At 65.2% G+C, this 22226-nt stretch carries 21 protein-coding genes; 13 read left to right on the top strand and 8 right to left on the bottom strand.

The window, feature by feature from the left end:
- Positions 1-123: 123 nt before the first annotated feature.
- Positions 124-948: an IclR family transcriptional regulator gene (locus MF270_RS25550; RefSeq protein WP_238368479.1), complete on the bottom strand. Its 825-nt coding sequence runs from the start codon at positions 946-948 to the stop codon at positions 124-126.
- A gap of 161 nt (positions 949-1109) precedes the next feature.
- Between MF270_RS25550 and MF270_RS25545 the strand changes: the two genes are divergently transcribed.
- Entirely contained in the window at positions 1110-1592 is a 483-nt protein-coding gene (locus tag MF270_RS25545; protein WP_336246063.1) for a VOC family protein, read from the top strand.
- A gap of 37 nt (positions 1593-1629) precedes the next feature.
- Here the strand turns inward: MF270_RS25545 and MF270_RS25540 are convergent, their stop codons facing one another.
- The 3 genes from MF270_RS25540 to MF270_RS25530 all read right to left on the bottom strand — a co-directional run bounded on the left by MF270_RS25540 (position 1630) and on the right by MF270_RS25530 (position 6216).
- Positions 1630-2595 carry an MBL fold metallo-hydrolase gene (locus MF270_RS25540; protein ID WP_238368492.1) on the bottom strand — a complete coding sequence of 322 codons (966 nt, stop codon included), beginning with the start codon at positions 2593-2595 and terminating at the stop codon, positions 1630-1632.
- A gap of 50 nt (positions 2596-2645) precedes the next feature.
- Entirely contained in the window at positions 2646-3407 is a 762-nt protein-coding gene (locus tag MF270_RS25535; protein WP_238368477.1) for an SDR family NAD(P)-dependent oxidoreductase, read from the bottom strand.
- Between the two features lie 103 nt (positions 3408-3510).
- The gene (locus tag MF270_RS25530) at positions 3511-6216 is read right to left on the bottom strand and encodes a winged helix-turn-helix domain-containing protein (protein ID WP_238368476.1); all 2706 of its coding nucleotides are present in this window, start codon (positions 6214-6216) and stop codon (positions 3511-3513) included.
- A 262-nt stretch (positions 6217-6478) separates the two neighbouring features.
- Here MF270_RS25530 and MF270_RS25525 point away from each other — a divergent pair, with 262 nt between their 5' ends.
- The 12 genes from MF270_RS25525 to MF270_RS25470 all read left to right on the top strand — a co-directional run bounded on the left by MF270_RS25525 (position 6479) and on the right by MF270_RS25470 (position 18229).
- On the top strand, positions 6479-7642 hold the full coding sequence (locus MF270_RS25525; protein WP_238368475.1) for an acyl-CoA dehydrogenase family protein: 1164 nt from the start codon (positions 6479-6481) through the stop codon (positions 7640-7642).
- 11 nt (positions 7643-7653) lie between these two features.
- Entirely contained in the window at positions 7654-8682 is a 1029-nt protein-coding gene (locus MF270_RS25520) for an alcohol dehydrogenase catalytic domain-containing protein (RefSeq protein WP_238368474.1), read from the top strand.
- Entirely contained in the window at positions 8679-9455 is a 777-nt protein-coding gene (locus MF270_RS25515; protein WP_238368473.1) for an SDR family oxidoreductase, read from the top strand. Before MF270_RS25520 ends, MF270_RS25515 begins: the two co-directional genes overlap by 4 nt.
- On the top strand, positions 9442-10329 hold the full coding sequence (locus MF270_RS25510; RefSeq protein ID WP_238368472.1) for an alpha/beta fold hydrolase: 888 nt from the start codon (positions 9442-9444) through the stop codon (positions 10327-10329). The genes MF270_RS25515 and MF270_RS25510 overlap by 14 nt, the downstream gene beginning before the upstream one ends.
- A gap of 94 nt (positions 10330-10423) precedes the next feature.
- The gene (locus MF270_RS25505) at positions 10424-11587 is read left to right on the top strand and encodes an acyl-CoA dehydrogenase family protein (RefSeq protein WP_238368471.1); all 1164 of its coding nucleotides are present in this window, start codon (positions 10424-10426) and stop codon (positions 11585-11587) included.
- A gap of 9 nt (positions 11588-11596) precedes the next feature.
- Positions 11597-12043, top strand: coding sequence for a hypothetical protein (locus MF270_RS25500; RefSeq protein ID WP_238368470.1), 447 nt, complete (start codon positions 11597-11599; stop codon positions 12041-12043).
- The gene (locus MF270_RS25495; RefSeq protein ID WP_238368469.1) at positions 12033-12452 is read left to right on the top strand and encodes a MaoC family dehydratase; all 420 of its coding nucleotides are present in this window, start codon (positions 12033-12035) and stop codon (positions 12450-12452) included. The genes MF270_RS25500 and MF270_RS25495 overlap by 11 nt, the downstream gene beginning before the upstream one ends.
- Positions 12449-12772: a putative quinol monooxygenase gene (locus MF270_RS25490; RefSeq protein ID WP_238368468.1), complete on the top strand. Its 324-nt coding sequence runs from the start codon at positions 12449-12451 to the stop codon at positions 12770-12772. The genes MF270_RS25495 and MF270_RS25490 overlap by 4 nt, the downstream gene beginning before the upstream one ends.
- 1 nt (position 12773) lies before the next feature.
- The gene (locus tag MF270_RS25485; protein WP_238368467.1) at positions 12774-14411 is read left to right on the top strand and encodes a GMC family oxidoreductase; all 1638 of its coding nucleotides are present in this window, start codon (positions 12774-12776) and stop codon (positions 14409-14411) included.
- Positions 14408-16012 (top strand): GMC family oxidoreductase, encoded by a 1605-nt coding sequence (locus MF270_RS25480; protein ID WP_238368466.1) that lies wholly within the window; start codon positions 14408-14410, stop codon positions 16010-16012. The genes MF270_RS25485 and MF270_RS25480 overlap by 4 nt, the downstream gene beginning before the upstream one ends.
- 12 nt (positions 16013-16024) lie before the next feature.
- Positions 16025-16543, top strand: a complete 519-nt coding sequence (locus tag MF270_RS25475; RefSeq protein WP_238368465.1) for a cupin domain-containing protein — start codon at positions 16025-16027, stop codon at positions 16541-16543.
- A gap of 60 nt (positions 16544-16603) precedes the next feature.
- A complete protein-coding gene (locus tag MF270_RS25470; protein ID WP_238368464.1) occupies positions 16604-18229 on the top strand; it encodes a class I adenylate-forming enzyme family protein in 1626 nt (541 codons plus the stop codon).
- Positions 18230-18255: 26 nt separating this feature from the next.
- On the opposite strand, the gene MF270_RS25465 is transcribed toward MF270_RS25470, so the two are convergent.
- The 4 genes from MF270_RS25465 to MF270_RS25450 are packed head-to-tail and all read right to left on the bottom strand — an operon-like array spanning position 18256 to position 22226.
- Positions 18256-19809: a class I adenylate-forming enzyme family protein gene (locus tag MF270_RS25465; protein WP_238368463.1), complete on the bottom strand. Its 1554-nt coding sequence runs from the start codon at positions 19807-19809 to the stop codon at positions 18256-18258.
- On the bottom strand, positions 19806-20513 hold the full coding sequence (locus MF270_RS25460; protein WP_238368462.1) for an ABC transporter ATP-binding protein: 708 nt from the start codon (positions 20511-20513) through the stop codon (positions 19806-19808). Before MF270_RS25460 ends, MF270_RS25465 begins: the two co-directional genes overlap by 4 nt.
- A complete protein-coding gene (locus tag MF270_RS25455) occupies positions 20500-21267 on the bottom strand; it encodes an ABC transporter ATP-binding protein (protein WP_238368461.1) in 768 nt (255 codons plus the stop codon). Before MF270_RS25455 ends, MF270_RS25460 begins: the two co-directional genes overlap by 14 nt.
- Positions 21264-22226: a branched-chain amino acid ABC transporter permease gene (locus tag MF270_RS25450; protein WP_238368460.1), complete on the bottom strand. Its 963-nt coding sequence runs from the start codon at positions 22224-22226 to the stop codon at positions 21264-21266. Before MF270_RS25450 ends, MF270_RS25455 begins: the two co-directional genes overlap by 4 nt.

The following is a 22226-nucleotide window of genomic DNA, read 5'->3' as shown; positions in this document are numbered from 1 at the left end:
TGTCCTCCCTGCGGTGTCAGATTGCGCACCGCCTCCTGCCGACATGGTGCGGGCCGACGGGCGTGAACCAAAGGCAAATCGGACCAGAGCGGCGAGTATTGCAAATGCAATGCGCGCAGGGAGTCAGCCGTCGCGTGCGGACGGGGCGCCACTGCGTCCGGGATCGGCCGATGCGCCGAACGCCGCGATCAGCCTGGGTTCATGCCGGTCGAGCGTGGTGCGCAGGGTTCCGGCAATCAGGTCGAGCGCGGGACGGATGCGGTCGGCAGGTCCGCCGACGCCAATGGCCACGTCACGCCCGGCAATGCGCACCGGCAGCGTCGTGGCGACGCTGGCGGCATTTGGCAGGATCGGGCTGTAGGAAAAGCAAAAGCGGCTCTCTCGCATCGCCATGATCTGCGCGATCATGTCGTCGACGTCGAACTTCAGGTCAGCCCGCGTCTCGCGGGCGCGGATCAGCCGGCAGACCCGGTCGATCTGGGTCGGGCTCTGCCGGCTGAGCAGGACCCGCCCGTAGCTGGAATAGGTCAGCGGCATGACCGACCCCTCTTCGACCCGCAGGGCCGAAGGCAGGTTCAGCCGGATGATCCGGTGGAAATGGACGAAGATGTCGTTCTGCGAACTGACGGAAACTGTCTCTCCGGTGCGTTCGGCGATGTCATGCATGAGGTCCGAAACCGCGCTTTCCCCAAAGAAGGCATCATAGCCGAATCCTTCCAGCCAGTTGCCGAGGTGCAGGACCTCGGGCGTCGGGAAATAGACCCGCTCCTCGCGGCGGTACGTCAGGTAGCCGCTTTCGATCATGCTGCGCAGAAGAAAAACGGCACTGGACTGCGGCAGCCCAAGCAGACCTATGATCTCGCTTTGGCTGAGCGCGCGTTTCTCGACCGAAAACAGTCGCAGGATGTCCAGCACCCTGAGCGCCGATTTGACGGGGCGGTAGGCCATCGCTCTCCCCTGCCGCAACTGACTGCGGCACTTGACGGCAGCCTGAACCGGCCGGCCGGCCGGGACACCTATCCTGCGTCGGGTGCCTGCCGCGACGAACCGGCCCAGACTTGTGTCCGGGCGCGGGCGACTCCCGTGCGAAGATTGACAAGAACTGGAGAATGACGATGCCGAGCGGACCATTTGCACACGTATGCCTGCTGGTGAAGGACCTCGACGCCGCTGTCGAACACTGGAGCAAGATCCTGGGCGTGCTCGACCCCGGACAGGTGGAACAGCAGATCGTGCGCTACGACGATTTCGAGGGCGGTGAGGACAAGGGCATGAAATGGGCCACCTTCGTGTCGGATCACGGGGCGGAGATCCAGTTCATCCAGCCGGGTCCGGGAACGCCTCTGGGCGACCGGCTGGAAAAGAAGGGAGAGCATGTGCATCACATCTGCCTGACCACCAAGGATGTGCCGGGGTCGCTTCAGAAGCTGCGCGAACAGGGCATCGACACGGTTGGCGGCATCAGTCAGGACCCGAACATGACCTGGCAGGAATGGGGCTGGGTCTCGCCCAAGCACGCACACGGCGTTCTGGTCGAGGTCGCCAAGCCCTACATGTCGAAGAACGACGGCAAGTGGTATCCGGCTGACTGAATTCGGCTGAACTGCGCGGCGCAGGGACCGGTGACGACTAGGTGGCGGAGAGGCGGCGGATGCCATCCTCCCTCCGCCAGCGGGCCCGGCCCTGTCCGACAAGGTGATGCGCATAGGCCAGCATTTCGCCGATGGCAAAGTGGCACTGGCGTGGGTTCAGACCGGGGCGGATCACGGCGTCCATCACTTGCGCAACCGTCAGCGGACGGTCCGCCACCGCAGCCAGAACCATTTCGGCGCGCAAGGCATGGTGGCGCCGGATCTTGCCGATGGCCGCTCCGATCCCGCGAAAGGGGGCATGGTGTCCGGCCAGGACCAGTGTGTCTGTTGAGATGTCGCGTTCAAGCCGGTCAAGGCTGTCGAGGTACAGATCATAAGACTCCAGCCCCGGTTCACCCGGCAGGATGGTCATCGGAGCGGCGACGCCGTCCATGACCTGATCCGCCGCCAGCAGCAGCCCGCCTTCGCGATCGTGTAGCATGATCTGGGCCGGTGAGTGTCCCGGTGCCGACAGGATCCGGAACCGTCGCTGGCCCAGGATCAGACTCCGGTTCGGGATCAGCGGGCGGTAGACGTCGGGCAGGGTGGTCAGGCCCGCCAGTTCCGCCACCTTGAAGTCGGCGATCCCCCGCGCCGTCGCCCGGTCCAGCCCCATGTCGAGCAGGTGGCGCTGCTGATCTTCGCGTCCGACCTGTCCCGCATCGGTATGGTCCAGCCGGGCGATCAGATATTCTTCGCGTCCCATCCACAACTCGGCCCCGAGCCTTCGGCACAACCATCCTGCTCCGCCCACGTGGTCGATATGCGCATGCGTCACCAAAATGGCGTGTATCGAGAAGTCCGCCAGCGGGCCGGTCACCATCCGTTCCCAGAAGTCCAGCGCCTCGGCATCGCCGAACCCGGCGTCGACCATGACCCAGCCCCTGCCGTCCCGAACCAGATAGATGTTCACATGCCCGATGGTCATCGGCAGGGGCGCCCGGAACCAGACAACGTCCGGCATCAGCACGCGCAGCTCTCCGATACCGGGCGGCGGGGCGGCGGCGGGGTCGGTCACAGGCGGAACCCGCCGTCGGCATAGATCGTCTGGCCGGTCACGTAGCGCGCGGCAGGACCGGCCAGAAAGGCAACGATGCCCGCGACATCCTCGGCCGTGCCGAAGCGTCCCAGCGCGATCCGCCTGCGCTGCTGGTCCCAGATCTCCGGAGAGTACATGGTCTGTATGAACTCTGCGCCCAGCCCCGCGTCCATCAGGCCGGGTGCGACGCAGTTGGCGCGCACGCCGTAGCGCCCCTCCTCGCGGGCCAGGGCGCGCATCAGCGTTTCCATACCCGCCTTGGGTACCGCCGACAGCGCATCGCCCGGCGGGTAGGATGCCGTCGCGACGCTGGTGATCGCGACGATGTTGCCGTCTTCGGCCTCGCGGAGCGACGGCAGGACGGCATCCACAAGCCGGATCAGGCCCAGCAACTCGACGTCGATGACCTGCTGCCACGCGGAAAAGGCGGTGCGCGAGATGAAGGGCTGTTCGATATGAACGCCTGTGGCGAAAACCGCAGTTTGCGGCGGCCCGCACCATTCATTCGCACGTGCGACGGCGGCGTCGAGAGTTTCGGGACGCGTCGTGTCGGCCCGGATACAGGCGACCCGGTCGGGCCCGCCCAGAGCCTCGACCTGCCGCTGTGCCTTGTCTGGGTCCGAGCGATAGGTGAAGACCACGGGTCGCCCCTCGGCCACCAGCGCGGCGCAGATCGCGGCACCCAGACCGCCGGTCCCGCCAACGACAAGAGCCGGTCCCCTGGTACGTTCGGTCATCGCATGCTCCCTTCCGGCCCGCCGGTTTGCGGCCTTTCGGTCTGGCATACCCGGCTGTCCGCGCCATTGCGCCTGTCCTAGGAAAGGTGAACGCTCAGGCGCGTCAGTGCAGGAATCCGAACTGGCGCGCGCGTTCGACTGCAAGCGAGCGGCGGCGCGTCCCGACCTTGTCGTAGATCCTTTGCATGTACCATTTGACCGACCCCTCGGTCAGGCCAAGCCGGTCGCCGATTTCGCGGTTGCGCAGACCGGCCGCAACGAAGGTCAGGATCTCAAGCTCCCGTCCGGTCATCTTGCCGTCGATCGCCGGTTCCTCGTCATCCTCTTCGACATCCGCGATCCGGTGGCGACCGGATCCCTTGAAGAGGTCCAGCAGGTCATAGGCGAACATGTCCACCGGCTGATCGGTGCGGGGCCCGGACCCGTAAGAGTCGGCGAGCAGGTCGTGAACTCTCACCCCCTCGTCAATGAAGGGCCGGATCGACCGGGATTCGCAGGCGGCCACCAGTGCGTCGCGCAGGCTGCGCTGTGCCACACGCCGGTCGCCCTGCATGATCGAGAGCTGCGCATGCAGAAGCGACCAGCGCACCAGACTGCGCATCCCGCCCCGGCCCTGGGCAAAACTGCGCCAGCGCTGCGCAAGGGCGGTCGCATCGTCAAGTTTGCCGCTGGCCATGTCGAGACGGACCCGCGTGACCGCGCGGGTTTCGTCAACGACCGTGCTGGTGGAGGTGGGCTTGAACGCAAGCGTTTCGACGTGGGGATCGGTTTCCAGCATCAGCGCGCGATCGGCGAAATAGTGGCGCAACAGGATCGCGACCCGTTCGGCCCGCACCCCTTCCATAAGGCGCGGCAGTTCCAGTTCGTGGGCGATCGACTGCGCCTCGTCAAGCGCCTGCAGGGCGCCGTCAATGTCGCCGGACGCCGATTTCAGTCGCGGCGCTAGCGTCAGCCCGTCAAGCAGTTCGTCGGAAAAGCAGAACAGACGCGAATTGGGCAGGTGGCTTTCCAGCATGGCCCGCGCCTTGCCCAGTTCGTTGCGGTCATAGAGCAGGCTTGCATACGGCAGCGCGGGCAGGGCGGCGAGCGCCGAGCCTTCGCCGGCAAAGTCCACCGCCTGCTCAAGCCCGAAGTGAAGCGCCCGCTCGGCCGCGACGCTGCGGCCCTGCGCGAAATAGGTGCGCCCGACGATGGCCTGCTGGGCGACAAAGGCGAACTTGTAGTTCGAGTCGGTCAGCGCCCGTCGCGCCAGCGCCTCGTTCCGTTCGAATTCCTCGTACCGCAGCCGGCCGCGCTGTGCCCGGATCGACTGGCCGTAGAGGTTGCAGACAAGATAGGGATGCAGGTGGTCCTTATGGGCAAGCAACTGTGTGACATAGCTTTCGACCAGCGGGAAATCGTCCAGCGAGGCCGCCAGCATCATCTTTCGATGCATCACGATGCTGCGGATCGGTGCGTCGGGCGCGTCGCCGCGCGCGTCGATCAACGCCTCGGCCTGGTCTATGGCCTTCTGCGCCAGCTCGAACTTGAGCCCGCGTATCTCCATCCATGCCACGCAGAGCAGAACGGCCGGACAGGTGTTCAGCAGCGCGGGCCCAAGCAGTTTCGCAAGGTCGGCGACATGGTAGAGCTTGCCGTCATAGACCACCGCTTCGCAGCACTGTTCGAGGAGCTCGGCCAGCAGTTCCATGTCGCCGGACCGTTCGGCATAGTCCAGTGCTTCTGTGGCCTTGCCGTTGGCAAGGCACCACAGCGCAGCCTCGCGGTGAACGCGGGCCACGGCTTCAGGGTCGAGCGCGATGGCGCGACGGCAGAGGAATTCCGCAAAGAGGCTCTGGAACCGGAACCATTGCCCGTCGTCGTCCAGGCGGACGAGGAACAGCCCGGCCGCCTCGACCCGGTTGATCATCTTCGCGCAATCGGCCTGTCCCGTCACCTGTTCGCACAGTTCCGCCGAAAAACGGTCAAGGAAGCAGGCAGACAGCAGAAACTCCTGCATCTCCTGCGGCAGGGCCGACACTACGTCTTCGGAGAAGAAGTCCGACACGACCCGCTTGGATCCGGAAAAGGACGCGATCAGCCGTGCCCCGTCGGTCTGGCCCGACATCGACAGCACTGCGAGCCGAAGGCCGGTAGCCCATCCCTCTGTCCGGCGCACAAGGTGTTCCGCATCCTCGGCAGACAGTCCGGCCTGTCCGGACAGGGTCAGTAGTTCGGTCGTCTCCGCGACGGTGAACCGCAGGTGGCTTTCGTTCAGCTCGAACAGCTCGCCCAGGGCCCGCATCCGCGCCAGCGGCAGGTCGGGGCGGTTCCTGGTCGACAGCACAAGGCAGACATTGCCCGGAAGGCGCTGTACGAACCTGCGGAACAGGGCGCTTTCCCCCAGGGGCACGAACTGTGCGTCGTCCATCATGATGCAGACCGGATCGCCATGCGCGACTAGGCAGTCGACCAGGGCGGTCAGTTCCGTTTCCGAAGTCCTGAAGCCCTGCTCTTCGGAAAGGCCGGTGGCCAGACGCTGACGCATATCCTCGGCCAGCGAGGGCGCGCATTCGGCCAGGCTGTTCATCAGTTGTCCCAGATGGTTTCCCGAATGCCGGTCAAGCGACAGCCAGGCCACGGGCATGAGGCGGCCGATCAGGACATTGCGCCATTGCGACAGCAGGACACTCTTGCCCGCGCCGGCGGGGGCATGGACGAGTGTCATCCGGTGGGCCAGGACACTGTCAAGATAGGCATTCAGCCGGTCCCGGCGCACAAAGCCGGATTTCTGGCGTGTCGGCTGCAGGGCCGTTCTCGCAAAAGCCATCAGGTCTCCTCCCTTGGTCGCGCCAGACAGTTGTACCGGGCTGCCCCATCCGGATCGAAAGGTCCTCCCCCTGTTCGATCAGGCAGGCCGGTGTCTGCTTCGGCGCGCGTGCATCTACAGTATAAACCGGATCGGCGCTGTCCCCTATCTTTCGATAGGTTCCGTGTCGGTGTCCACAGGCCTCAGAATGCCTATCCCGCGATAGGTGGCGGTCACGTCGTGGGCTGCGACGGTGGTCCTCAAAAGGGAATGAGGAACCGGAATGGACTACGATCTGCCTGAGGAAGTGGCCGCTTTCAAGGACATGGTGCATCGCTGGGTTGATGCAGAAGCCCCGAAATCTTCGGCCAGAGAGATGGAGGCGCAGGAACACGACTATCCTTTTGCGCTTTGGGACAAGTTCACCGCCGCCGGTTTTCACGGGATAGGAATCGACGAAGCCTATGGCGGGCAGGGCGGCGATGTTCTGATCCAGATGGTTCTGGCACGGGAACTGGCCCGATCTCTGGGCGGGCTGGCGTGGATCTGGGGAATCACCTCGTTCGCGGGGGTGAAATCCATCGGGCTCTACGGCACGGCCGAACAGAAGCAGAGGTTCCTGCCCGAAATCGCCGCCGGCAGACTGCGCGCCGCGATCGCCTTTACCGAACCGGGGGGCGGCACGGACGTGCTTGGCGCGCTCAGGACAGAAGCGGTACGCGGTGATGGCGGTTGGGTGCTGAGCGGCGAGAAGATCTGGTCGTCCTCGGCCCATGTCGCCGATTACCTGCTGGTGCTTGCCCGGACGGACCGCAACGTCGAAAAACAGCATCACGGGGTGTCGCTGTTCTTTGTCCCGGCAAAGCAGGACGGCATCACGATCACACCGCTTCCAAAGCTCGGGATGCGGTCCATGGGCTCGTGCTCTGTCGCGTTCGACTCGGTGTTCGTGCCCGACGATCTGGTGCTGGGCGAGGCGGGCAATGCCTGGAAGATGCTTCTGCCTACGCTGAACAACGAACGCCTGATGGTCGGCGCCTTCTGTCTGGGGGTCATCGACGGCGTGCTGGAAGACGCGCTCGACTACATGAAACAGCGCAAGGCCTTCGGAAAGATCATCGGACAGTTTCAGGCGCTGCAACACTACGTGGCCGACATCGCGATCTCGCAGAAGCAGGTCGAGCTGATGCTCTATCATTGCGCTCATCTTCAGTCCAAGGGCGTGGACAGCGGGATGGAGTCTTCCATGCTCAAGGTCGCTGCGGCGGATGCGGCGGTGGCGGCGGCGGATGCCGGCATCCAGATCATGGGCGGCATGGGCTATTCGGCCGAGACCGACATGCAGCGGTACTGGCGCGATGCACGGCTTTGGAAGATCGGGCCGATCACTCAGGAAATGGCAAGAAACGGGATCGCGGAACGGCTTGGCCTGCCGCGATCCTTCTGAAGGAACATGACATGACACAGATGAAAGCCGTCGTTCTGACCGAAGCAGAGGGGCCCGGGTCCGCCCGGCTGCAGTCCGAACCCCGGCCCGAGCCGGGCCCCGGTGAAGTGCGGGTCCGGCTTTGCGCCGCCTCGCTCAACCACCGCGAATTGTGGATCAGCCGGGGTCAGTATCCCGGCATGAACCTTCCCTCGATCCTTGGGGCCGATGGCTCTGGCGTGATAGATGCGCTTGGCGACGGGGTGGACGGGCTGAACGTTGGTGACGACGTCGTTCTTTATCCAGCCCGCGACTGGGGCACGAACGAGGCGTATCCTTCCGACAGCTTCTGCCTTCTGGGAATGCCCATACCGGGCACTCTGGCTGAATACCTGTGCGTTCCGGCGGCCAACGTCGCGCCCCGGCCCGCGCATCTGAGCCATGCGCAGGCGGCGGCCTTCCCGACGGCGGCCGTCACAGCGTGGCGTGCCCTCACGGTCAAGGCGGCGGTCAGGCCGGGCGACAGGGTCCTGATCACCGGGATCGGCGGCGGAGTAGCCACTTTCGCGCTGAGTTTTGCGGTGGCCATGGGCGCCGATGTCTGGGTCACAAGCGGTACGGCAAGCAATATCGAACAGGCCGTCGCGCTTGGCGCCAAGGGCGGTTTCGATTACCACGATGAAGCCTGGGGCAAGGCGGCGCGCAAGGCATCCGGCGGCTTCGACGTGGTGATCGACGGCGCTCCGGCGGGGGCTTATGCCGCCTACGGCCGCGCCATCGCAATGGGCGCGCGCATCGTGATCTACGGGTCCACCCAGGGGCCGTTCTTCAAGGTAAATGCGCCGGAATTCTTCCTGCGTCACGCGACAATCCATGGCACGGCCATGGGAAGCCCCGCCGATTTTTCGGCCATGCTCGACTTCGTTGCCAAAAAGGGCATTACCCCTGTCATTCAGGCGAGCTTTCCGCTCGACGACATCGCCGGTGCCTTCGACGCCCTGCAGGACGCGCATTTTGGCAAGGTCGTGGTCGAGATCGCCAAGCCAGGGTCCGCGACATGACCGGCCTGTTCGATCTGACCGGCAAGACCGCGCTGGTCACCGGCGGCGCCAATGGCATGGGTGCAATGATCGCCAGGGGGCTGCTGCAGGCCGGGGCCGCTGTCATCGTGACCTCGCGCAAGGCCGCGGATGCAGAGGCCGCGCAGCAGGCGCTTGGAGAATTCGGCAAGGCCGAGGGGCTTGCCGCGGATCTGGCGTCGTCGGAAGGGGCCGAGGCGCTGGCAGCAAAACTGGTCGACCGGGGCGATCCGCTGCACATCGTCATCAACAATGCCGGCAAGACCTTCGGCGCACCGCTGGACAGCTTTCCCGCCAAGGGCTGGGACGGGGTGATGATGGTGAACGTGCAGGCCCCGTTCACGCTGGTCCGTGATCTGCTGCCGCTGTTGCGCGCGCATGCTACGCCGGACGATCCCGCGCGCGTCATCAACATCGGATCTGTGGCCGGCGCGCGGGTGGAAAACCTGCCCGCCTATTCCTATGCCGCAAGCAAGGCCGCGATTCACCATCTGTCGCGGGTTCTGGCGGTCGAACTGGCCGGCGACGCGATCACCGTGAACTCGATCCTGCCGGGCTACTTTCCCACGAAGATGACCTCGCACATCCGGTCCGAAGAGCAGGCGATGTCCGCGATGCTGGACCACATTCCGCTGCGCCGCATGGGCCGGCCCGAAGACATTGCGGGCGCCTGCGTCTTCCTGTCAGCGGCTTCGGGGGCCTATGTCACGGGCATCAGCCTGCCGGTCGATGGAGGGATCCTTGCCGCAGGATGACCCGATCCGTCCGACCGACGCTGTCGAAATCCAGGCCGTGACGATCACGACCGAGGAAGGCATGCGTCTGGCCGCTGACATTGCAGGAGACCCGTGGCAACCCCGTTTGATCTTCGTGCACGGTGGCGGACAGAGCCGCCGGTCCTGGCGCAAGGCGGTGCGCACCATGGTGACGGCTGGCTATTCCGTCGTGTCTTACGACTTGCGGGGCCATGGAGAGAGCGACTGGTCGCCGGACGCCGATTATGGGCTGGACGCTCATGTGCGCGATCTTGGTGCGGTCATCCGCGCCGCGCCGACACCGCCCGCGGTCATCGGCGCCTCGCTTGGTGGCCGGGTGGCCCTGGCCGCGGCGGCGGAACAGGCAGCGGGCACCGTCCGCGCGCTGGTCCTGGTCGACATGGCCCCCCGCGTCGCCCGCGCCGGGCTGGAACGGGTGGCCAGGTTTCTCGACGTGAGCGCAGGCGGATTCGACAGCATCCAGCAAGCGGCCGCGACGCTGGAGCGCTATGCCGAACGTGAAATCGGTCACAATTATTTCCGCCTCTCGCATTCACTGACCACCGGCCACGACGGGCGCATCTATTGGAAATGGGACCCGCGTCTGGCGCAGCCTGCCTTTCTGCTGCCCGAAAACATCGAGGGCTACCTCTCCGACTGCGCCCGCGCGCTGCGCTGTCCGGCCCTTCTGGTACGTGGCACGAAAAGCGACATCGTCGATGACGACTCGGTGGCCCATTTCGTTAGGACGCAGCCATCGGCCGAAGTGGCCGAAATCGAGGGCGCCAGTCATCTGATGAGTACCGGCCAGCTGAGCGTGTTCTGTGATGCCACGCTGACATTCCTGGACAGGATGGTCCGCCGCACGGCGTGATCCCGCAGGTTTTCCGCCCGCTCCTATCCGACGTCAGGTGCTGCGATTCATTCGACGGGCGAGGATGCCCCGGACTGATGATCAGGAAAGAACCATGGATTTCTCATTAAGCGAAGAACAGACGGCATTCCGCGACATGGTGCGTCGCTGGGTCGATGCCGAACTGCCCAAGAGCCTGTCGCGGGAACTTGAGGCAAAGGAAAAGGACTACCCGTTCGAGATCTGGGACAAGCTGAAGGCCGCCGGGTTCTTCGGCGTCGGCATCGACGAGGACTATGGCGGGCAGGGCGGCGACGTGATCATGCAGATGATCATGGCGCGCGAACTGGCCCGTTCGCTTAGCGGGCTGCTGTGGGTCTGGGGGCTGACCTCGTTCGCGGGGGGAAAGTCCATCGGGCTTTATGGTACAGACGAACAAAAGGCCAAGTTCCTTCCCAGGATTGCGGCGGGCGACTGCCGTGTGTCGATCGGGTTCACCGAGCCGGGCGGCGGGACAGACGTTCTGGGTGCCATGCGCACGACGGCCGAAAAGGTCGAAGGTGGCTGGAAGATCAACGGCGAGAAGATGTGGTCCTCGGCCAGCCATGTGGCCGATTACATCCTGATGTTGGTGCGGACCGAAAAGAACGTCGAAAAACGGCACCACGGGCTGACCCTGTTCTTCGTTCCCGGCAAGGCCGAGGGGATGGAGAACCACCTGCTGCCAAAGCTTGGCATGCGGGCCATCGGGTCCAGCCGGATCACGCTGACGGATGTCTTCGTGCCGGACGAGCTTGTGCTCGGAGAGCCGGGCCGGGCCTGGTACATGCTACTGCCGACATTGAACAACGAACGGATCATGGTCGGGGCGCAATGCCTGGGCGCCATCGACGGAGTACTGGAAGACGCCGTCGAATATGCCAAGCAGCGCAAGGCGTTCGGCAAGACGATTGGCGAGTTTCAGGCGATCCAGCACTATATCGCTGACATTGCCACGATGCAGAAGCAGGTCGAACTCTTACTGTACTACGTCGCCTGGTTGCAGGCCACGGGGCAGGAGTGCGGCGTACAGGCGAACATGCTCAAGATGGTCGCATCCGAAAGCGTCGTGAAGGCGGCGGATCTCGGTATCCAGATTCTTGGGGGCATGGGCTATTCGGCCGAAACCGACATGCAGCGCTACTGGCGGGACCACCGGATCCTGCGGATGACGCCGATCTCCAACGAGATGGTGCGCAACTCCATCGCCGAGTCCTTCGGCCTTCCGCGGTCGTTCTAGGAGGCGGTCATGGCACTTGTTCCTCTTCCCGATGTGGTCGGCACCGTCCTCGATGGCGGCGGCATGACGATTTCCGAAGCCGAGAACCGCGCGCTGTGCGAGTCCGTGGGCGACACGCCCGCAGCGGACGGGTCCGCGCATCCGGTCTGGTTTTACGTCGCCTCGCAGGTCGGTATGGGGCCAAGCGTGGCCGAGCTTTGTGCGATCTGCGCCTTCGACGTGAACGACGGTCCGATGATGGCCTCGACCGGCGGGCATTTCCACGCCCCGCTCATGGTCGGGCAGACATACCTGGTCAAGGGCGAGATCACCGGTCTGACCCGCAAGCAGAGCCGCAAGCTCGGCGTGATGGACCTGCTCGAATACAAGCTCCACCTCGATCTGCCGGACGGCACCCGCGTCTGTTCGGTCGACAATGCATGGGTGCTGCCAAGGGGACGTGACAATGAAGCCTGAACCGGGGACAGACCTGCCGCCGTACCGGATCGAACATGTCGATCCCGAAACCATGAAGGCCTGGGCACCGCTGCTGCGCGATCCCAACCCGATCCATCTGGACCGGGCGGCGGTCCGGGCGGCGGGGCTGGGCGACCGGCGCATCAACCAGGGTCCGATCAATCTGGCCTATGTGGTCACCCTGCTGCACCGCGCCTTTCCCGGCGCCTTCATCGAGGACATCCGCAACCGCTTCACCGACAACGCCTATGAAGGCGAGGCGCTTGAGGCGCGCGCCACGGTGACCGGGGTCGAGGACACGGACGGGCGCACCCGCGTCACGCTGGAGTTCACGCTCAATTCCGACGAACGTGCGGTGGTGATCTCTGGCACTGCCGCGCTGATACTGCCGGAAGGCGAGGCAACATGATCTTTGTCGCCATGCAGATCCGCGCCCGTCCGGGCGCCTCGGACAGGCTGGCCGCGGCGATGACCGTCATGATGTCGGCAACGCGGGAAGAGGCAGGCTGTGTAAGCTACACCTATTCGCGCGACCTGACCGATCCCGATCTCTTCCACCTGTGCGAGATATGGCAGTCACGGCCCGAAATGGTGGCGCATATCGAGCAGCCGCATTCGGCAGTCTTCGTGGAAACGCTTGAGGTCACCGGCACGTTCGAGTCGGTCCGGGCCTACGAAGGCGAGGTCGCCAAGATCCGCATTCCCGCACCGGGGCAGGCTGGGGCCTAGAATGAAGGCGGTGGACATCATCGTCGTCGGCGCAGGCGCGGCGGGATGCATCGTGGCCGCCCGGCTGGCCAAGGCGGGCCATTCCGTCTGCGTGTTCGAAGACGGACCGCCGGACCGCAGCCCGTGGATCAAGGTGCCCGCCGGGTTCGTCAAGACACTGACAGATCCGGCGATCACATGGAGAATTCCGCAGGTTCCGGGCGCGGCGATCGATAACCGGGTGATCCCGGTGATCCAGGGCCGGACACTTGGCGGATCGAGTTCTGTCAACGGCATGATCGTCAATCGTGGACAGGCGGCCGATTACGATGGCTGGGCACAGCGCGGCAACTCTGGCTGGAGCTATGCCGAGGTGCTGCCCTACTTCCGCAAGACTGAATGCTGGACCGGACCGGGCGATGACCGATTTCGCGGTCGCGACGGGCCGATGCGGGTGACGGTCCCGCAGTGGCCCTCACCCGCCAATGACGCCTTCCTGGCTGCGGCCGAAGCGGCCGGGGTCCCGCGCAATCCCGATCACAACGGCGCGGTGCAGGCAGGTGCCGGCGCGTACCAGAGCGCGATACATCGCGGCCGACGGGTCAGCACGGCGGATGCCTTTCTACGCCCTGCGATGCGTGCCCGCAGCCTGCGGGTCGAGACGGGGTGCAGGGTCACGCGCGTGGTCATCACCGATGGCATTGCGACAGAGGTCGAGTTCCGCCGCCATGGCCGGGACGAGGTCCGAACGCTCACCGCTCGCCGCGCCGTCGTGGTCTGCGCGGGCGCGGTGAATACGCCCCGCTTGCTGCAGCTGTCCGGTCTCGGCCCAGGCGACCTTTTGTCTAAACTGGGCATCGCGGTGGTCCGCGACCTTCGCGGTGTCGGGGAAAACCTGCGCGATCACTACAGCCCGCGCCTGGTGGCCCGAACCCGCCGCACAGGTGACAGCATGAACGGACGCGAGCGCATGCCGCGCCTGATCGGCGAAGTGCTGCGCTGGCTGACCGGACGCCCGAGCATCCTTTCGCTGAGCCCGGCGCTGCTCAATGTCTTCTGGAAGAGCCATCCGGCCCTTGAAAGGCCAGACTTCGCGCTTGTCTATGCGCCGGCAAGCTATCGGCGCGGTTATATCGGACAGCTCGACAGGTTCGCCGGGATAACCTGCGGCGCCTGGGTCATGCGCCCCGAAAGTTCCGGCTATGTCCGCCTGCGTTCTCCGGACTGGCGTGCCGATCCGGACATAGACGCGCGCTATCTGTCAGACGACTATGACCGGCGCGTGACGATCGCGGCCCTGCGGTTCGCGCGTGGACTGCTGTCAAGCGATGCCATGCGCCCGGTCATCGAGGCGGAGACGTTCCCAGGCCCCGACGTACAGAGCGATGATGACTGGTTGGCCTTCGCACGGGCGGAGGGCAACTCCTCCAACCACCTTGTCGGCACCGCGCGCATGGGTCCCGATGGCGATCCGATGGCGGTGCTGGACCCCCGGCTCAGGCTGCGCGGAGTCGCTGGCCTGCGGGTGATGGACAGTTCGGTCATGCCGACGATGCCGTCGGCCAACACCTGGGCCGCCAGCATGATGATCGCGGAAAAAGGTGCGGCCATGCTTGTCGAGGATCTGGCGTCCGCAACGCAGGCAGGACCGGTCAGATGAGCGCCGCAGGGGTTCATTGGGATCACGTCGTGATCGGCGCCGGATCCTCCGGCTGTATCGTCGCGGAGCGGCTGTCCTCCGACCCCGCGCGCCGGGTGCTGCTGGTCGAGGCGGGCGGACGGAACGCCAGCCCGTTCGTTACAATGCCGCGTGGGTTCGGCCGGCTGAACGGCAATCTGCGCTACAACTGGATCTACCGGGCAGAGCCGACCGGGCCCGCCAACCGGCGCGAGTTCTGGCTGCGAGGGCGTGGCCTGGGCGGTTCGGGCGCGGTCAACGGGTCAGTGTGGGTGCGGGGACTGCCGCAAGACTTCGACGACTGGGCCGAGGCGGGCTGCACCGGATGGGGGTGGGAGGACATGCGCCCCTCGTTCGAGGCCGTGGAACAGGGCGAAGGCTCCCGTCCGGCACTGGGGATCACGCCGCATCCGGGTGGCGATCCGCTGTGTGACGCCGCAATAAGCGCCGCGCGGGCCATGGGCGTGCCGGGGACAGGCGACCTGAACCATGCCACCGGGCCCGCAATCGGGTATCAGCCCCGCTCGATCCTGCGCGGACGCCGGCGCAACGGGGCATCGCTTATCGACCGCGCGAAGTCGCGCCGCAACCTGCACATTCTGACCGGGACCGAGGCCATGCGCCTGACGTTCGAGGGGCGGAAGGTGACGGGCGTGGTGCTGCGGACCGGGGCCGGGGAACAGGTTGTGGCGGCTCTTAACGTTGTCCTGTGCGCCGGGGCGCTGAACACGCCGCGGCTGCTGATGTTGTCAGGGATCGGACCGGCGAACGCGTTGAGTGACCTCGGGATTGCGGTGGTCGCGGATGCGCCGGGCGTCGGTATGAACCTGCGCGAACACCGGCTTCTGTCGCTTCAGTTCCGACTGAAACATGGCAGCGCCAATACCGCGTTTCGCGGTGCCGGCCTGGTCCGGAGCGTGGTGCGCTACTACGCCACCCGATCGGGTCCTCTGGCGCAATCGGCTTTCGAAGTCGGCGGGTTCATCCGGACTGCAGCGGGCGCCGGGCGGGCGGACGCCCAGATCGGCCTCGCCCCGCTTTCGATGGATCGGACCACGCAACGGCTCGCGGTCGAGGACCATCCCGGCGCGCTGTGCGGCGGATATCCGATGCGGCCCGAAAGCAATGGCCGCCTGTCCCTGGCTGCTGCCGGTCCCGACGCGCCGCTTTCCATCGACCCCGGCTATCTGTCCGACGACGCCGATCGCGCGGTTTCGGTCGGGATCACCCGTTTCATCCGCGCCCTGTTCGCCCGGCCCGAAATGGCAGCCTTCGGTCCGGAGGAGACCTTTCCCGGCCCGGATGTCGCGACCGACGACCAGATTGTTGCGGCCTACCACACGAAGGGTCAGGCCGGTTTCCATGCCGCCTGCACCTGCCGGATGGGGCCTGACGATCGCTCTGTCGTTGACCCGCAGACCCGCGTGCGGGGGGTCGAGGGGCTCAACATCGCCGATATCTCGATCATGCCGACGCTCGTTTCGGGCAACACCAATGCACCGGCGATGGCCATGGCGCACCGCGCCGCCGGTCTTATCGCCGCGATGCACAAGGTCGGGGTCCCCACCCCGGCGAAACACTGAGGAGGAGAAGACATGAGACATCTGAAACTTGCGGCCGCGCTGGTCCTGGGCACGACCTCATCCATGGCCTGGGCGGCCGACCCGGTGCGCCGCGTCGTCATCGCGCAGCCCGACGGCATCTCGATCGTGGCCAGCGACGAAATGGTGGCCCCGACCGACATGGCCGGGGTCGGCGCGCTTCATACCATGTGGGGCAACGACACGGCCGCCACTTTCCCGGACGACGGAACCCAGTCGGGATTCGAAACGCTGTACCCCCCCGTTGGCGGCTTCCGGGTCTATATCGCGACTTACCCCGCAGGGCAGGAGGTCACGCCCGAAGCCAAGAGCCTGACTGGCGGTGCCGAGCTGAAAAGCGAGGGCATTCCCGGGATGCACAAGTCAGACACCACCGATTTCGACATGGTGCTGTCGGGCACCGTCGACTGCATTCTGTCCGACGGGACCGTGGTGACACTGAACAAGGGCGATACGATCGTGCTGAACGGCGCGGACCACGCCTGGCGCAACACGGGCACCGAAGATGCGTAGGTCCTGTTCTTCATGGCCGGCGCCAACCGCAACTAGCACCCAGCCCGGAGGATCAGAGCCATGGCAAGAGACAGCCGCGCCGTGACGGGGTATGCGACGATGCTGCGCGACACCGCCGCCCGCTTCCGCGACGCAACGGCAGTGGTGATGGACGACGCACGCCATTCCTACGGCTCTCTTCTCCGGGCCGGGACCGATCGGGCGCGCCAACTTGGCGCGCTTGGTCTCGGGCCGGGAGACAGGGTCGCGCTGCTTATTCCCAACTGCATGGAATTCATCGAGATCCTCGTCGGGGCCTCGATGACCGGCGTGGTTATCGTGCCGGTCAACACCCGCTTCCGGGCCCACGAACTGGGCCACATCCTGCGCGATTCAGGCGTCGCGGCGGTCTTCACGACCGGCGCCGTGGACGATCACGTGAACTTCAAGGACCTGCTGGCCGAGGCATTGCCAGGCCTGACCGATAATGCCGACCCTGATGCCCTGTCGATTGAAGGCTATCCCGCGCTGCGGCGCATCGTCCATTTCGGCAGCGGCACCCCGGCGTGGATGATCCCGGCCGACAGCCTGCCGGTCCGTGCAGAAGGCCAGCCCGACCCTGATCCCGCCGCCGCTCCGGGGCCCGAGGATCTGCAGATCATCCTTTACACCTCGGGCACGACGGCGGCGCCAAAGGGCTGCTTGCTGCCAAACCGCTGTCTCGTCGTCACGGCGCAGTCCACGGCCGATCTGTTTGCCATCGGACCCGAGGACGGATGGTGGTGCCCGCTGCCGATGTTCCACATCGGGGGGGTCCTGTTCATGTCAGTGTGCCTGGCGCGGGGCGCCAAGTTCGTCGGCATGAGCCGTTTCAACGTGACCCGTGCCTTCGCCCAGTTCCGGGACGAAAGACCGACAGTTCTTTATCCTCTGTTCCCGACAATCCTTTTGCCGATCATGAGCGACGCGGACTTTGCGGACACCGACTTTTCCCGTGTGCGCTACGTCTTCGACGTCGGACCCGAGGAAATTCAGAAGCGGATTCAGGCGGCCTTTCCAGATGCCCTGCTGCTATCAGCCTATGGGATGAGCGAGACGACCGGGATCGTCACTTTCAACCACCCGGACGACAGTTACGAAGCCCGAATGACCACGGTCGGTCACTTCATGCCCGGTTGGTCCGCGCGGATCATCGACCCCGGCACGGGGCAGGACGTCGGGTTGGACGCACCCGGTGAAATCGCCGTGAAAGGTCCCGCGCTGTTCGCGGGCTATCTCAACCAGCCTGACCTGACCGCCTCGGCCCATACACCGGACGGGTATTTCCGCACCGGCGACTACGGTTCGATGTCCAAAGACGGGCTGTTGCGGTTCCGCGGGCGGCTCAAGGACCAGATGAAGGTGGGCGGAGAGAACGTCTCGGCGCTGGAAGTGGAAAGTTTCCTGGCCGGTCACGCGTCGATCCGGATGGCGCAGGTTGTGCCGATCCCGGACGAGAAGTACGGAGAGATCCCGGCCGCCTTCATCGAATGCGCCCCCGACTGCACCCTGACGGCAGACGAGGTGATCGCGCATTGCCGGGGCCGCATCGCCAGCTTCAAGGTCCCGCGCCATGTGCGCTTCGTGAGCGAATGGCCGATGTCGGCGACGAAGGTGGCGAAATTCAAGCTGCAACAGCAGCTTATCGATGAACTGGGCCTGGGCTGACGCCCGGGGCCGGTCGGATCTGACCTTCAGCTGCCGACGTCGTGCCTTGGTCGGGCCGCTTCGGCGAGGAAGTCTTCCCTCAGCCGGAATTTCTGGATCTTGGTGGCCGACATCGGCCACTCATCTACAAATCGTACGTGGCGCGGAACCTTGAACCGCGCGATTTGGTCGCGGCAGTAGCCGACGACCTCCTCGTCGCTCAGCGCCATGCCGGGGGCCAGCTCGATGAACGCCACCGGCACCTCCTCGAGCACCGGGTCTGGCACGCCGATCACCTGTGCAAGCTTGATCGCCGGATGCGTGGCCAGAAAGCCCTCGATCTCGGCAGCGGCAACGTTTTCGCCGCCGACGCGCAGCATGTCCTTGATCCGCCCGACATATGTGACATCCCCCGCGACACTCATCCGGCCGATATCGCCGGTCTTCAGCCATCCGTCCGGAGTCATCGCGGCGGCGGTCTGATCGGGGTCGTCGAAATAGCCGCTGAACAGCGTGTCGCCGGTCAGCTGGATCTCGCCCTGTGCGCCGGGGCCAATGATTTGACCGCTGCCGGGATCGGTGATGCGCGCCGACATGCCCCGGATCGGCCGCCCCGAGGTCGTCATCCGCTGATCCACAGAGTCCTCGGGCCGGTTGTAGCAGCTCAACCCTCCGGCTTCGGTCAGGCCATAGCAGCTGACCTGCCGGGCGTCCGGCCACGCCGCCTGAAAGCGGCGCAGCAGATCGGGCGGGCCTACGGCCAGCGTCAGACGGACCGCCGACAGGTCCCGACAGACGAAATCCGGATGCGATATCAGCCCGGCCATCAGTGTCGGAAACGCGGGATAGGCAATCGTTGCGCCGGTGGCCTCGATCTCGGCAAGGGCGGGGCCGGCTTCGAAATGGGCGACGCCGATGAAACAGGCCCCGTGCAGGCGGCACGCGGTCATCGGCAGGATCGTCGACATGTGGAACAGCGGAAGAGGATCCCAGAACCGGTCGGAACTGCCGATGCCGAAACGATCGGCCATGCCTGCGGCGGACAGGATCACCGCCCGGTGCGACAGCCGACAGGCCTTTGGATCAGCCGTGGTGCCAGAGGAGAACATGATCAGCCAGTCATCCCCCGGTTCGACCAGGGCGGCCTTCGTCTCAAGATCGGTGCGCGCAACGCTTTGCCCCGAGGCGAGGACCGCGTCGAAGACTGGCAGGTCCATGCCGTCCGAAAGCGCCTGCGACACCCGTGCGAGGCCGTCGAACGGCGGCGCTTCGGCGCTGAACAGGGCCTTGAGCCGTGCCTTGCGGATCGCGAACTGCAGGTCGGACATGCGCAGCCGGGCGTTCAGCGTCACCGCCGCCGCTCCGATCATCCCGAGCGCATGCATCAGGATCACGCAGGCCCAGCCATTGGGCAGAAACAGTCCGACACGGTCGCCACGTCCGATGCCATTGGCGATCAGGGCGCGGGCGCAGGTTTCTGTTTCGGCCAGAAACGCGGCATGACCCGCCTCGCGGTCGCCAAACCTCAGGGCTGCCCGGTCCGGCCATCGGTGCGCCGCCTGCCTCACAAGCGCGCCGATTGTCAGGGGAAGCGTCGTCATGTCCCCAGATAGGCTTCTCGTACCTTCGGATCACGGCGCAGCGTGTCCGAATTTCCGTGCGTCGCCATCTCGCCGTTTTCAAGGATGTAGCCGTACTGACTGACCCTGAGGGCGAGCTGGGCATTCTGTTCGACGATCAGGATCGTCAGCCCGTCGCGGTTAAGCTGGACGATGGTCTCGAACAACCGTTCCACCAGCACCGGCGACAGACCGAGCGAGGGTTCGTCCATCAGCAGGATCCGCGGTTGCGACATCAGGGCCCGCCCGATCATCAGCATTTGCTGCTCGCCGCCCGACAGAAGGCCCGCGTGCTGCTGTTCCCTCTCCTTCAGGCGGGGGAACAGAGCGTAGACCTTGTCCAGTTCGTCGCGGATCAGACTGCGCTTGCGCCTGTGGACCCAACCGCCAAGGACGAGGTTGTCGTGTACCGACATTCCCGGGTAGGTCTCGCGCCCTTCGGGCACCTGCGCGATGCCGCGGCGGACGATCTCCTCGGCCTTGATGCCCGCAAGCGGGGCGCCATCCAGCAGGATCTGGCCTCCGCGCAGAGGAACCACCCCCGAGATGCAATTGAGCGTGGTGCTCTTGCCCGCGCCGTTGGCCCCCAGAAGGCAGACCATCTGGCCGTCGGCTATCTCAAGGCTCACGCCCTCCAGGGCGCTGACCGCGCCGTATCCGGCACTGATGTTATCAAGCTTCAGCATAACCGCTTCCCAGATAGGCTTCGATGACCTTGGGGTCTTCCCGCACTTGGGCGGGCAACCCTTCGGCAATCTTCGTTCCGAAGTTCAGCACGGTGATGCGATCGGCGATCGCCATCACGAGGTGCATCACGTGTTCGACCAGCAGGATCGTCAGACCCTCCTCGTCCCGCAGACCTTTGAGCATCGCGTCAAGCGCCGCGATTTCACGGTTGCGCAGGCCGGCGGCCGGTTCGTCCAGCAGCAGGATGCGCGGCCGCGAGGCCAGGGCCCGCGTGATGTCGAGCATCTTCTGCCGTCCGAAATCCAGCGCCGCAGCCTTGGTGTCGCGGACGGCAGACAGACCCATGCGTTCCAACAGGGCGTCGGCCTCGGCGACCGCGTCCTTTTCGCTGCGGAACCGGGTCCGGCCGGGCCAGAGCGGATTGTAGGTCGCGATCCTGGGGTTCATGCCGACCAGCACGTTCTCCAGCACGGTCATCCGCCTGCAGAGTTCGATGTTCTGGAATGTCCGTGCGATGCCCAGTCCGGCCAGCTTGTGCGCGGGAAGGCGCGAAATCTCTGCTCCGTCAAAGCTGACGCTGCCGCCCGATAGATTGTAGACGCGGGTGATGGCGTTGAACGCGGTTGACTTGCCCGCTCCGTTCGGACCGATCAGCGCATGGATCGTTCCCGGTTCGATCTGCATCGACAGCTTGTCGAGCGCGGTCAGCCCGCCGAACCTTATGGTGACGTCATCGAGGGTAAGAAGGCTCATGTCGCGCTCCGCTTGCTTTCGGTCCGGTTCCGAACGAGACCCCAGATGCCCTGAGGCATCAGCGTGATCGACAGCACCAGAATCAGCCCGTAGACGAATTCCTGCCAGACAATGAAATCTCCCATGGTCGATCGCAGGATCTCGGGAAGGATGCCCATGGTCAGCGACCCGATCACGACCCCCGCGACGGACCCCATTCCACCCACGACCAGCATGGTCAGCAACAGGACGGCGGGCGCGAAGGTGAAGTTCATCGGGTCGATGAAGGAGTTGAAGACCACCAGCATGCCCCCCCCGACGCAGGCATAGGCGCTTGAGATGACGAAGGCCCACGCCTTGGTCCGGCGGACGTCGATCCCCGAAACCGAAGCGACATGTTCGCTGTCCCGGATCGCGGCCATGGCGCGCCCCAGCCTAGAGCGGATCAGCAGGAAATTCAGCAGCAGCATGATCGCAAGGATCACGGCCAGGATACGGAAGTTTGAAGCATCCGTCCGGGAAGTGAAAAAGATCATGTCGGAGGGTTGCAGACGCATCCCGTCGACACCGCCGGTCACGCCCTTCCAGGTCTGCGCCAGCCACTGTGCCGCCGAAGCGAAGGCTACCGTGGCAAGACCGAGGTAGATGTGCCGCAACCGGACCGAGGCCATCGCGACCAGCCACGCGATCCCGGCACTGAGCAGCACCGCGATCACCAGTCCGATCGGGAAGGGGACGCCGAAGCGCTGTTGCAGGATTGCGGTCGCATAGGCCCCGATGCCGTAAAAGGCGATATGGCTGAAGGCGAACTGACCGGCGCGCCCCATGATGATGTCGAGCCCGAGCGCGAGCACGACATAAACGATCAGCACACAGCCCAGATACAGCTGGTAGTTGTTGGCGAAGAACGGCAGCAGCAGTCCCGCGATGACGATGAATACCGGCCAGAGGGTCTCGGATTTCGAGAGCGTTCCATACAT

The sequence above is a fragment of the Mesobacterium pallidum genome, from assembly GCF_019966535.1.
GTDB classification, from domain to species: Bacteria; Pseudomonadota; Alphaproteobacteria; order Rhodobacterales; family Rhodobacteraceae; genus Mesobacterium; species Mesobacterium pallidum.
This window is presented reverse-complemented; position numbering and strand designations above follow the sequence as displayed.